The 12,309-nt window shown below is 70.3% G+C and carries 10 protein-coding genes; 9 read left to right on the top strand and 1 reads right to left on the bottom strand.

Features of this window, described 5'->3' with window-relative positions; translation table 11 throughout:
* Nucleotides 1–85: 85 nt before the first annotated feature.
* Nucleotides 86–772, bottom strand: coding sequence for an MBL fold metallo-hydrolase (locus JSY14_RS00625; protein WP_259556799.1), 687 nt, complete (start codon nucleotides 770–772; stop codon nucleotides 86–88).
* Nucleotides 773–810: 38 nt separating this feature from the next.
* Between JSY14_RS00625 and uvrA the strand changes: the two genes are divergently transcribed.
* The 9 genes from uvrA to secG all read left to right on the top strand — a co-directional run bounded on the left by uvrA (nucleotide 811) and on the right by secG (nucleotide 12,251).
* Nucleotides 811–3,654: an excinuclease ABC subunit UvrA gene (gene uvrA / locus JSY14_RS00630; protein WP_259556800.1), complete on the top strand. Its 2,844-nt coding sequence runs from the start codon at nucleotides 811–813 to the stop codon at nucleotides 3,652–3,654.
* A gap of 7 nt (nucleotides 3,655–3,661) precedes the next feature.
* Nucleotides 3,662–5,581, top strand: a complete 1,920-nt coding sequence (gene uvrC / locus JSY14_RS00635; RefSeq protein WP_259556801.1) for an excinuclease ABC subunit UvrC — start codon at nucleotides 3,662–3,664, stop codon at nucleotides 5,579–5,581.
* Nucleotides 5,582–5,649: 68 nt separating this feature from the next.
* A complete protein-coding gene (gene rapZ / locus JSY14_RS00640) occupies nucleotides 5,650–6,519 on the top strand; it encodes an RNase adapter RapZ (RefSeq protein WP_259559478.1) in 870 nt (289 codons plus the stop codon).
* Nucleotides 6,516–7,574, top strand: coding sequence for a gluconeogenesis factor YvcK family protein (locus tag JSY14_RS00645; RefSeq protein ID WP_259556802.1), 1,059 nt, complete (start codon nucleotides 6,516–6,518; stop codon nucleotides 7,572–7,574). Before rapZ ends, JSY14_RS00645 begins: the two co-directional genes overlap by 4 nt.
* An 87-nt stretch (nucleotides 7,575–7,661) precedes the next feature.
* Entirely contained in the window at nucleotides 7,662–8,639 is a 978-nt protein-coding gene (gene whiA / locus JSY14_RS00650; RefSeq protein WP_259556803.1) for a DNA-binding protein WhiA, read from the top strand.
* 162 nt (nucleotides 8,640–8,801) lie between these two features.
* Nucleotides 8,802–9,806 (top strand): type I glyceraldehyde-3-phosphate dehydrogenase, encoded by a 1,005-nt coding sequence (gap, locus tag JSY14_RS00655; protein WP_259556804.1) that lies wholly within the window; start codon nucleotides 8,802–8,804, stop codon nucleotides 9,804–9,806.
* A gap of 112 nt (nucleotides 9,807–9,918) precedes the next feature.
* Entirely contained in the window at nucleotides 9,919–11,121 is a 1,203-nt protein-coding gene (locus JSY14_RS00660; protein WP_259556805.1) for a phosphoglycerate kinase, read from the top strand.
* The gene (gene tpiA / locus JSY14_RS00665; RefSeq protein WP_259556806.1) at nucleotides 11,118–11,891 is read left to right on the top strand and encodes a triose-phosphate isomerase; all 774 of its coding nucleotides are present in this window, start codon (nucleotides 11,118–11,120) and stop codon (nucleotides 11,889–11,891) included. The genes JSY14_RS00660 and tpiA overlap by 4 nt, the downstream gene beginning before the upstream one ends.
* Before the next feature lie 108 nt (nucleotides 11,892–11,999).
* Nucleotides 12,000–12,251, top strand: coding sequence for a preprotein translocase subunit SecG (gene secG / locus JSY14_RS00670; protein ID WP_259556807.1), 252 nt, complete (start codon nucleotides 12,000–12,002; stop codon nucleotides 12,249–12,251).
* Nucleotides 12,252–12,309: the final 58 nt, after the last annotated feature.

Below are 12,309 nucleotides of genomic sequence, written 5' to 3' on the forward strand. Positions count from 1 at the left end.
CGGCGTGCGGCCGCGGCGGCCTCCTCAGTGCCGCCCGCGCCACCCTGAACAGTGAGCCGTTGAGCGCAGCGAGCCGGCCGACGCTTCACCAGCCGCGCTCGCGCCACTCCTGCAGGTGGGGCCGTTCCACACCGAGGGTGGTGTCGTCGCCGTGCCCCGGATACACCCAGGTGGCGTCCGGGAGGCGGTCGAAGATCCGCGTCTGCACATCCCCGAGCAGCAGGTCGAAACGACGGCGATCCCCGTGGGTCGCCCCGACGCCCCCGGGGAACAGCGAGTCCCCGGTGAAGAGGTGGTCGCCATCCGTGCCGCCGCGCCACAGCAGCGCGATCGACCCGGGCGTGTGGCCACGCAGGTGGATCACCTCCAGGTCATGCACCCCCACCCGGATCACATCGCCGTGGGTCAGCTCCCGGTCGACCTGTACCGGCATCGCCGGGGCGTCCTCGGCCCCCGCCGCGGTGCGCGCCCCGGTGGCCCGCACCATCGCCGCAAGGGCCTGCACATGGTCGTGATGGCTGTGGGTGGTCACGATCGTGTCGAGGCGGGAGGTGGGGGAGCCCTCCCGCACCAGTCGCTGCAGTCGCGCAGCGTCATCGGCGGCGTCGATGAGCAGCTGCGCCCCCGAGACCCGGCAGGTGAGTAGGTAGGCGTTGTTGTCCATCGGCCCCACCGCGGCCTTGCGGATCAGCAGGCTCGAGGTGGCCCGCAGGTCGGTCGGTCCGCCGACCGTGACGGCGCCGGTGTAGGTGTCGCGAGGCGTCTCACTCATGCCCTCAGTCTGTCGCACCCCGCCCGTAGGATGTCGCGGTGACCGATTCCCTCGTCGTGCGCGGTGCCCGCGAGCACAACCTGCGCAACATCGATCTCGAGATCCCCCGCGACAAGCTGGTCGTCTTCTCGGGTCTGTCCGGTTCCGGCAAGTCCTCGCTGGCCTTCGACACGATCTTCGCCGAGGGGCAGCGCCGCTACGTCGAGTCCCTCTCGGCGTACGCCCGGCAGTTCCTGGGGCAGATGGACAAGCCCGCCGTCGACTTCATCGAGGGTCTGTCCCCGGCCGTCTCGATCGACCAGATGTCGACGAACCGCAACCCCCGCTCCACCGTCGGCACCATCACCGAGGTGTACGACTATCTGAGGCTGCTGTTCTCCCGCACCGGCGTGCAGCACTGTCCGGTGTGCGGCGCGGAGGTCGCCAGCTCTTCCCCGCAGCAGATCGTCGACATGCTGCTCGAGGAGGAGACCGGGACCCGCTTCCAGGTCCTCGCGCCGGTGGTGCGCGGCCGCAAGGGCGAACACGCCGATCTGCTCTCCTCCCTGCGCTCGCAGGGGTATGCGCGCGCCCGGATCGACGGGCGGGTGCAGCGGCTCGACGAGGAGATCGAGCTCGACAAGAAGTACAAGCACACCATCGAGGTGGTCGTGGACCGCCTCTCCGCGAAGCCCGAGATGCGCCGGCGCCTCACCGATTCGGTGGAGACCGCTCTGCGACTGGCCGAGGGCCTGCTGGTGGTGGAGTTCGTCGACCGCGACGCCGAGGATCCGCAGCGGGAGCGCCGCTTCTCCGAGAAGCGCGCCTGCCCCAACGGCCACCCCCTCGCGCTCGACGACATCGAACCGCGGTCCTTCTCCTTCAACGCCCCCTATGGGGCGTGCCCCGAGTGCACCGGCATCGGCATGCGCCTGGAGGTCGACCCGGACCTCGTGGTCCCCGACGAGGACCTCACCCTCGCTGAGGGCGCCATCGCCCCGTGGACCATGGGCGGCGCCGACCACCATCAGCAGATGATGGCGGGTCTCGCCTCCGAGCTCTCCTTCTCCATGGACACCCCGTGGCGGGCCCTTCCCCAGCGCGCCAAGGACGCCCTGCTCCACGGGAAGGACTATCAGGTCCATGTGAAGTACCGAAACCGCTTCGGCCGGGAGCGCCGTTACTCCACCGGTTTCGAGGGCGTGATGACGTTCCTCACGCGGCGCCACGACGACACCGAATCGGACTCGGCGAAGGAGAAGTACGAGCAGTTCATGCGGGAGGTGCCGTGCCCCGCGTGCCGCGGCGCCCGCCTGCGTCCGGAGGTCCTCGCCGTCACCGTCGGCGGTCTCTCCATCGCGGAGGTCTGCGACATGCCGATCTCCGAGTCGGCGCGTTTCCTCTCCGACCTCACCCTCACCGAGCGGCAGGCACAGATCGCCTCCGAGGTGCTGCGGGAGATCCGCGCCCGCCTCGGCTTCCTGCTGGACGTCGGCCTGGACTACCTGACGCTCTCGCGCGCCGCCGGGACCCTCTCCGGCGGAGAGGCGCAGCGCATCCGCCTGGCCACGCAGATCGGTGCGGGACTGGTGGGTGTGCTGTACGTGCTCGACGAGCCGTCGATCGGTCTGCACCAGCGGGACAACGAACGCCTCATCGGGACCCTCACCCGGCTGCGAGACCTGGGGAACACGCTGATCGTCGTCGAGCACGACGAGGACACTCTCCACGCCGCCGACTGGGTGGTCGACATCGGCCCCCTCGCCGGGGAGCACGGCGGCCGGGTGGTGCACTCCGGCACCGTCGAGTCCCTCATGGCTAACCCGGAGTCCCTCACCGGGCGCTACCTGTCGGGGGAGCTGGCGGTGCCGGTGCCGCCGGTGCGCCGCCCCGTCGACCCGGAACGGCAGCTGAGAATCGTCGGCCCCCGCGAGAACAACCTGCAGGGCATGGACGTGACGGTCCCGCTCGGCACCCTCACCGCGGTCACCGGGGTCTCCGGCTCCGGCAAGTCCACGCTGGTCAACGAGATCCTCTACAAGGTCCTCGCCAAGGAGCTGAACCGCGCCCGCGTGGTGCCGGGGCGGCACAAGCGCGTCACCGGTCTGGAGCATCTCGACAAGGTGGTGCATGTCGACCAGTCGCCCATCGGCCGCACCCCCCGGTCGAATCCGGCGACCTATACGGGCGTGTGGGACCGCATCCGCACCCTGTTCGCCCAGACCACCGAGGCGAAGGTCCGCGGCTACGGCCCCGGGCGGTTCTCCTTCAACGTCAAGGGCGGTCGCTGTGAGGCCTGCTCGGGTGACGGCACGTTGAAGATCGAGATGAACTTCCTGCCCGATGTCTATGTGCAGTGCGAGGTCTGCCACGGATCGCGGTACAACCGGGAGACCCTCGAGGTGCACTTCAAGGGGAAGAACGTCGCCGAGGTGCTCGACATGCCGATCTCCGAGGCGCTGGAGTTCTTCGAGGCCATCCCGGCCATCCGCCGCCAGCTGCAGACCCTGGTCGACGTCGGTCTCGGGTACGTACGGCTCGGGCAGAGCGCCACCACCCTCTCCGGGGGTGAGGCGCAGCGCGTGAAACTCGCCTCCGAACTGCACAAGCGCTCCAGCGCCCGCACCGTGTACGTGCTGGACGAGCCCACCACCGGCCTGCACTTCGAGGATGTGCGCAAGCTTCTCGAGGTGCTGCAAGATCTCGTCGACAAGGGAAGCACCGTGATCGTCATCGAGCACAACCTCGATGTCATCAAGTGCGCCGACCACGTCATCGACCTCGGTCCCGAGGGGGGCTCAGGTGGCGGCCGGGTCGTCGCCAGCGGCACCCCCGAGCAGATCGCCCGGGTCGAGGCCTCCCACACCGGTCGCTTCCTGGGGCCGGTCCTGGCGCGGGGTTGAGGCGGCCGTGGCCGATCCCGCGACCTACCGCCCCCGCACCTCCGACATCCCCACCTCCCCGGGGGTGTACCGCTTCCGTGACGCCGACCGCCGCGTCATCTACGTGGGCAAGGCGAAGAACCTCCGGCAGCGGCTGACGAACTACTTCCAGGACCTGTCGGTGCTGCATCCGCGCACCCGCCGGATGGTCACCACCGCCGCGTCCGTGGAGTGGACGGTGGTCTCCAGCGAGGTCGAGGCCCTCACCCTCGAATACACCTGGATCAAGGAGTTCGACCCCCGGTTCAACGTCAAGTTCCGCGACGACAAGTCGTACCCGTTCCTGGCGGTGACCATGGGGGAGAGGTACCCCCGGGCACACGTGACCCGCCGCCCCCGCGCCCGCACCGACCGTGCCTTCGGCCCCTACACCCATGCGTGGGCGATCCGCGAGACCCTCGACCTGCTGCTGCGGGTGTTCCCCATCCGCACCTGCTCCGCCGGGGTGTTCCGCCGGGCCGAGCGCAGCGGCCGCCCCTGCCTGCTCGGGTTCATCGACAAGTGCTCCGCCCCCTGCGTCGGACGCGTCAGTGCCGAGGAGCATCGGGCGCTCGCCGAGGATTTCTGCGACTTCATGTCCGGCAACACCCGCACCTATGTGCGCCGCCTCGAACAGCGGATGAAGGAGGCCGCCGCGGCCCTCGACTATGAGACCGCCGCGCGGGTGCGTGATGACCTCCAGGCCCTGCAGAAGGTGATGGAGAAGAACTCGGTGGTGCTGGCCGACGACACCGACGCCGATCTGATCGGCCTGGCCCATGACGACCTCGAGGCCGCCGTCCAGGTGTTCCATGTGCGCGGAGGCAGGATCCGCGGCCAGCGCGGCTGGGTGGCGGAGATCCTCGACGAATCCTCCCCGGCCGACATCATCGAACGTGCCCTGACCACCCTGTATGCCGAAGGTGGTGCCCCCCACGAGGTGCTGGTACCGGTGCTCCCCCCGGACGTCGAGGATGTGCGCCGCCTGCTGGGGCCGTCGGTGGAGCTGCGGGTACCGCGCCGGGGGGAGAAGAAGGATCTGCTGGAGACCGTCACCCGCAACGCCGAGGACGCTCTGCGTCTGCAACGTCTGCGCCGCACCGGTGACCTCACCGCCCGCACCAAGGCGCTCGAGGACCTCGGGGAGGCCCTGGACCTCGCCGAACCGCCCCTGCGGATCGAATGCTTCGACATCTCCCATTCGCAGGGCACGAACGTCGTCGGCTCCATGGTGGTGTTCGAGGACGGGCTGCCGCGCAAGAGCGAATACCGGCGGTACTCCGTCACCGGTGCGGCCGCCCGCGACGACACCGCCTCGATGCACGATGTGATCCGCCGCCGCCTCCAGCGTCACCTCAGCAGCGAGCCCGACCCGGACCGCGACGAGAAGCGTTTCGCGTACCCCCCGTCGCTCATGCTGGTCGACGGCGGCCCCGCCCAGGTCGCGGCCGCGCAGCGCGCCTTCGACGAGCTCGGGGTCACCGATGTCGCCCTGGCCGGGATCGCCAAGCGCCTGGAGGAGCTGTGGCTGCCGGGGGAGGAGCACCCGGTGATCCTGCCCCGCACCAGTGAGGCCCTGTTCCTGGTGCAGCGGCTGCGCGATGAGGCCCATCGTTTCGCCATCTCCTACCACCGCTCCAAACGCGGCCGGGCGATGCAGGAGAGTGTGCTCGACGGGGTGGAGGGACTCGGCCCGGCGCGCCGCCGCGCCCTGCTGGACCGTTACGTCACGGTCGACGCGATCCGGGAGGCCGGGGTCGAGGGACTGCAGGAGGTACCCGGGATCGGCCCCGCCCTCGCCGCGCGGATCCTCGCCGCACTAGACTCCGAGACACCCGGGCCGGCGGTCGACATGGCCACCGGTGAGATCCTCGACCCGGCCGAGGCCAGGAGGAAGCGTCAGTCGTGACAGCGTCGATCAGCCCCGAGACCCCCGAGGACGCCACCGGTCCGGAGCGGCCCGTCGAGGACGGCGCGATGGCCCCTGAGGCCGGGGAGATCGTCATCATCACCGGCCTCGCCGGGGCCGGCCGCGAGACCGCCGCGCACGCGCTGGAGGATCTCGGCTGGTACGTGGTGCTGAACATCGCCCCGCAGCTGATCCCCGAGCTGTACGAGCTGCAGGCCACCGCCGTGGGTCGTGACCCCCGCTTCGCCGTCGTCGTCGATCCCCGCTCGGGCCCCTTCTTCTCCGAACTGTCGGAGGTGGTCGAACGGCTGCGGGCCTCCGGGGCGCGTTTCCGGCTGCTGTTCCTCACCGCCGATGAGGACACTCTGGTGCGGCGCTTCGATTCGGTGCGTCGCCCCCACCCGTTGCAGGGCGATGAGGGTGTCCTGGAGGGCATCCGCCGTGAGCGGGAACTGCTGGCCCCGTACCGGCGCCTCGCCGATGTCGTGCTCGACACCACCCTGCTAAACGTCCACCAGCTGACCATGCGGATGCGGGAGACCTTCGGCACCAGTGAGGAACGCTCCCTCACCGTGAACGTCATGTCCTTCGGCTTCAAATACGGCATCCCGATCGAGGCCGATCACGTCAGCGACGTCCGCTTCATCCCGAACCCGTACTGGGTGCCGGAGCTGCGCGACCAGCGGGGCACCGACGAGCCGGTCGCCGCCTTCGTGCTGTCCAACGACAACGCCCGGGAGTTCGTCGAGCGGTATCCCGATGTCATCGCCCCGGTGCTGCGCGGATACCAGCAGGAGAACAAACACTTCACGACGATCGCCTTCGGCTGCACCGGCGGCAAGCACCGCTCGGTGGCGATCTCGGAGCGCATCGCGGAGGAACTGCGACGCGACGGGTACGCGGTGCGTGTGCGCCACCGGGACCTGGGGCGCGAATGACCACCCCGGCACGCCGACGCCCGATCGTCCCCTCCCGGCTCGACGCCCGCCGTGGCGCGCGGGGCACCCGCGTGGTGGCCCTCGGCGGCGGGCACGGTCTGGCTGCGAACCTTCGGGCCCTGCGCCGCCTGGTGGAGCACGTCACCGCGGTGGTGACGGTGGCGGACAACGGCGGATCCAGCGGGCGCATCCGCACTGAACTGCCGGTCCTGCCGCCCGGGGATCTGCGCATGGCCCTCGCCGCGCTCTGCGAGGACTCCGACTGGGGGTCCCTCTGGCGCGATGTCGTACAGCACCGTTTCCGCACCCACGGGGATCTCGACGGTCATGCCCTGGGGAACCTGTTGATCGTGGCGCTGTGGCAGATCCTCGACGATCCCATCGCCGGGCTGGACCAGGTGGGGGAGCTGCTGGGGGTGCGGGGCCGCGTGCTGCCCATGGCCCTGGAGCCGTTGGACATCGAGGCCCGGGTGACGGCACCCGATGGCAGCAGCCGCCTGGTGCGGGGGCAGGCCGAGGTGGCGGTCGCCGACGGCCGGGTCGAGGACGTCCACCTTCTGCCGGCGGAACCGGTGGTGTCCCAGGAGGTCATCGAGGCCATCCATGAGGCCGACTGGGTGGTCGTCGGGCCCGGTTCCTGGTACACCTCCGTGCTGCCGCACCTGTTGATCCCGGAGATCGCGGAGGCGCTGCGCACCACCCGGGCGCACCGCTGCGTCACCATGAACCTCTCCGCAGGGGGCAGCCGCACCGAGACCGCCGGCATGGCCAGTCGGGAGCTGCTCGATGTGCTGCTCGAGACCGCCCCGGGCGTGAGGTTCGACGCACTCGTCGCTGATCCGACCGCTCTGGAGGACGCTGCCGAGCTCGCCGAGCACGCCCGCCGCGCCGGGATGCGCACTCTGCTGCGGCAGGTGAGCGTCGGTCCCGGGATCCCCGAGCACGATCCGGTGCGGCTCGCGGCCGCGTATCGTGACGTGTTCGACGGCGTGTATGGGGATGTCGACGCCCCGCTCGACGACCCGGATGCCCCCGACCGCCCCGGGACCCGCTGAGACGACTACCGCCCCACGCCTCGACCACCGTCATCGATCGGACCCCTTGGTCGGATCCACGCCCATCAACCGGAGGGAAGCGCCCCGATGTCACTGACCGCCGAGGTCAAGGACGAACTCGCCCGGGTGGAGGTGCCGCGCCCCTCCGCCCGCAAGGCCGAGGCCGCCGCCCTGCTGCGTTTCGCGGGAGGTCTGCACCTCGTCGGCGGCCGCATCGTGGTGGAGGCGGACCTCGACACCGCCGTCGTCGCCCGCCGACTGCGCACCACCCTGCTCGACGTGTACGGGCAGCCGAGCGAGATCGCCGTGCTCGCACCGTCCGGGATCCGCCGCAGCACCCGCTACCTGCTGCGCGTCACCGATGACGGCGGGGCACTGGCCCGGCAGACCGGTCTGCTCGACGCCCGCGGCCGCCCCGTCCGCGGGCTGCCCCCGGCCGTGGTCGGCGGGGCCGTCGCGGATGCCGCCGCCGCCTGGCGCGGAGCGTTCCTGGCCCGCGGCTCCCTCACCGAGCCGGGTCGCAGCGCGGCCCTGGAGCTCACCTGCCCCGGACCGGAGGTGGCGCTGGCGATGGTCGGTGCGGCCCGCCGGCTCGGGGTGCCGTCGAAGGCCAGGGAGGCCCGCGGCGCGGACCGGGTGGTGCTGCGCGACGGTGATGCGATCTCCGCTCTGCTCACCCACATGGGCGCCCACCAGGCGGTGCTGGTGTGGGAGGAGCGCCGCACCCGCCGGGAGGTGCGCGCCAGCGCTCATCGTCTGGCGAACTTCGATGACGCCAACCTGAGGCGCTCCGCCCGTGCCGCCGTCGCCGCCGGCCAGCGCGTCCAGCGGGCCCTGGAGATCCTCGGTGATGACGTGCCCGATCATCTGCGGGTGGCCGGTGAGCTGCGTCTGGAGCACCGGCAGGCCAGCCTCGAGGAGCTCGGCCGGCGCGCTGACCCGCCGCTGACCAAGGACGCCGTCGCCGGGCGCATCCGGCGCCTGCTCGCCATGGCCGACCGCCGGGCGGAGGAGCTCGGCATCCCACCCACCGACGCCGGTCTCACGGAGGCCGAGGAGGACTGACGACGACTGCGCCGGCCACGGGGGACGGAAGTCCTTCCAGGAAGCGGTGGGCCCGTTGGTAGACTGTCCGTGGCCCCGGTCACCGAGGGCCGTCCGAGCGTACGACGGAGTGCGCGCCACCCCACGTGGCGCTCATCGGCGCCGCATCGCTAGGAGGACACCGTGACCATCAAGGTCGGTATCAACGGATTCGGTCGTATCGGGCGCAACTTCCTGCGCGCTGCCATCGCGCAGGGCGCAGACATCGAGATCGTCGGCGTCAACGACCTGACCGACAACAAGACCCTCGCCCACCTGTTCAAGTACGACTCCGTGCTCGGCCGTTTCCCGGGTGAGGTCTCCTACACCGAGGACACCATCACCGTCGACGGCGACACCTTCACCGTGTCGGAGGAGCGGGACCCGGCGAACCTCAAGTGGGGCGAGCTCGGCGCGGACATCGTCATCGAGTCCACCGGTCTGTTCACCGATGCCGCGAAGGCCAAGGCCCACCTCGACGCCGGCGCCAAGAAGGTCATCATCTCCGCGCCCGCGAAGGGTGAGGACGCCACCTTCGTCATCGGCGTGAACGAGAAGGACTACGACCCGGCGAACCACAACATCATCTCGAACGCGTCCTGCACCACCAACTGCCTGGCGCCGCTGGCCAAGGTGCTGAACGACGAGTTCGGCATCGTCAAGGGCCTGATGACCACCGTGCACGCCTACACCTCCGACCAGCGCCTGCTGGACGCGCCGCACTCCGACCTGCGTCGCGCCCGCGCCGCCGCGCTGAGCATCATCCCCACCAAGACCGGTGCCGCGAAGGCCGTCGCCCTGGTGCTGCCGGAGCTGGCCGGCAAGTTCGACGGCTACGCCCTGCGCGTGCCGACCCCGACCGGCTCCGTCACCGACCTCACCTTCGAGGCCTCCCGCGAGGTCACCGTGGAGGAGGTCAACGCCGCGGTGAAGAAGGCTGCCGAGGGTCCGCTCAAGGGCATCCTCGACTACACCGAGGACCCGATCGTCTCGAAGGACATCGAGACCGACCCGCACTCCTCGATCTTCGACGCCGGCTGCACCAAGGTGATCGGCAACCAGGTCAAGGTCGTGTCGTGGTACGACAACGAGTGGGGTTACTCGAACCGCCTCGTCGACCTCACGAAGCTGGTCGGCGAGAAGCTCTGAGCCGCCGCACCCGCGGAGCACTCCCATGCTGGACGAGCCCGTCCCGCGCCGTCACGGCGCCGGGCGGGCTCGTCCCGCACCGGCCCCCTCTCACTCTGACAGGAGCAACGCCATGCTGAAGACCCTCGAGTCCCTCGGTGATCTGCGCGGCCAGCGCGTGATCGTCCGCAGCGACCTCAACGTGCCGCTGGACGGCACCACCATCACCGACGACGGTCGCATCCGCGCCGCCGTCCCCACCATCTCGACCCTGCTGGAGCAGGGGGCGCGGGTCATCGTCATCTCCCACCTGGGTCGTCCGAAGGGCGCCCCGGAGGAGAAGTACTCCCTGCGCCCGGTCGTCGCGCGTCTCGGGGAGCTGCTGGGCCGCGAGGTCGCCTTCGCCACCGACACCGTCGGTGAGTCCGCGCGCAGCACCGTCGAGAGCCTCGGTGACGGCGAGGTCGCCCTGCTGGAGAACCTCCGGTTCAACCCGGGGGAGACCAGCAAGGATGAGGCGGAGCGGCGCGAGTTCGCGCAGAAGCTGGCCGCCTTCGGTGATGCTTTCGTGTCGGACGGCTTCGGGGTCGTCCATCGCAAGCAGGCCTCGGTGTACGACCTGGCGCAGCTGCTGCCGTCCGCGGCCGGCTCCCTGGTGGTCAACGAGGTCGAGTCCCTGCGGAAGGTCACCGATGAACCGGAGCGCCCGTTCGTGGTGATCCTCGGTGGCGCGAAGATCGCCGACAAGCTCGGGGTCATCGAGAACCTGCTGGACAAGGCCGACCGCCTCCTCATCGGCGGCGGCATGGCCTTCACCTTCCACAAGGCGCAGGGCGGGGAGATCGGCACGTCGCTGCTCGACGAGGAGCGCGTGCCGACGGTGCGTGAGTACCTGGAGCGCGCCGAGGCCAACGGTGTCGAGATCGTGCTGCCGGTCGACTCGGTCGTGGCCAAGGAGTTTTCCGCCGACGCCGAGAGCACCGTGGTCGAGGCCGACAAGATCCCCGCCGACCAGGAGGGTCTCGACATCGGTCCGAAGACCGTCGAGCTGTTCCGCGAGAAGCTGGCCGACGCCCACACCGTCTTCTGGAACGGCCCCATGGGCGTGTTCGAGTTCGAGCGCTTCGCTGCGGGCACCAAGGCCGTGGCGGAGGCGCTGGCCGAGTCCGAGGCCTTCACCGTGATCGGCGGTGGCGATTCCGCCGCCGCGATCCGCACCCTGGGGCTCGACGAGTCCCGCTACTCGCACATCTCCACCGGCGGCGGTGCGAGCCTCGAACTGATCGAGGGCAAGGAGCTGCCGGGCATCGCGATCCTCGAGGAGGACACCAAGTGACCACCCGCACCCCGCTGATGGTGGGCAACTGGAAGATGAATCTCGACTGGACCCAGGCTCAGGCCCTGGTGGAGGAGCTCGGGGACCTGCTGAAGGGCCACGACTCCTCGAGCGTCGAGGTCGCTGTGCTGCCGCCGTTCGTGGACCTGCGCACCGTGCAGGTGGTCGTGGACGCCGGCAAGCTGCCGATCGCCTACGGCGCCCAGGACATCTCGCAGCACGAGTCCGGTGCGTACACCGGGGAGATCTCCGGGGCGATGCTCACCGCCCTCGGCTGCACCTTCGTGGCCGTCGGTCACTCCGAGCGCCGCCAGTACCACGGTGAGGACGAGACCATCACCAACGCCAAGGTGAAGGCGGCCCTCGCCGCCGGTCTCACCCCGATCCTGTGTGTCGGCGAACCGCTGGAGGAGCGCAAGGCCGGCAACCAGGTCGAGTACACCCTCGCGCAGCTGAAGGGCGGCCTGCAGGGTCTGTCCCCGGAGGAGGCCGCGAAGGTCGTCGTCGCCTACGAGCCCGTGTGGGCCATCGGCACCGGTGAGGTCGCCACCCCGGAGGACGCCCAGGAGGTCTGCGGGGCGATCCGCGAGACCCTCGGGTCGGAGTTCTCCGCGGAGGTCGCCGACTCCGTGCGGGTGCTGTACGGCGGCTCGGTGAAGTCCTCGAACGTCGCCGAGATCATGGCGAAGCCCGATGTGGACGGTGCCCTGGTGGGCGGCGCCTCGCTGAAGGCCGACGAGTTCGCGAAGATCGTCGAGGGTGCGCGCTGAACGCGTGACCTGTGACGCGCTGATCGGGCGCGGCCGGGGCGGATCCTCCCGTCCCCGGCCGCGCCCGCGCTACGCTGAGGTGTCGCCCCCGACCGTGGAAGGACCCCTGTGGACCTCGGAATCGTGAAGATCGCCCTGCAGGTGCTGCTCGTCGTCACCGGGCTGCTGTGCGTGCTGCTCGTCCTGCTGCACAAGGGCCGGGGCGGTGGCCTGTCCGACATGTTCGGCGGGGGCATCTCCTCCAGTGCCAGTTCCTCCGGCGTGGCCGAGCGGAACCTCAACCGGCTCACCGTGACGATGGCCGTGATCTGGGCGCTGTGCGCTGTGGCGCTGGGTGTGCTGGCCCGCTTCGGCATCTGACATGCTCTGACACGCTCCCGTAGAGACTGCCGGGCCCCGACTGATCCTGAGGATCGGC

Source organism: Brachybacterium sillae (assembly GCF_025028335.1).
Classification (GTDB): domain Bacteria; phylum Actinomycetota; class Actinomycetes; order Actinomycetales; family Dermabacteraceae; genus Brachybacterium; species Brachybacterium sillae.

Excerpts from the sequence above, each read along its gene's own strand:
- JSY14_RS00625 (WP_259556799.1), bottom strand. The coding sequence starts at position 772 with ATGAGTGAGACGCCTCGCGACACCTACACCGGCGCCGTCACGGTCGGC.
- rapZ (WP_259559478.1), top strand. The coding sequence starts at position 5,650 with ATGGCCCCTGAGGCCGGGGAGATCGTCATCATCACCGGCCTCGCCGGG.
- JSY14_RS00645 (WP_259556802.1), top strand. The coding sequence starts at position 6,516 with ATGACCACCCCGGCACGCCGACGCCCGATCGTCCCCTCCCGGCTCGAC.
- whiA (WP_259556803.1), top strand. The coding sequence starts at position 7,662 with ATGTCACTGACCGCCGAGGTCAAGGACGAACTCGCCCGGGTGGAGGTG.
- JSY14_RS00660 (WP_259556805.1), top strand. The coding sequence starts at position 9,919 with ATGCTGAAGACCCTCGAGTCCCTCGGTGATCTGCGCGGCCAGCGCGTG.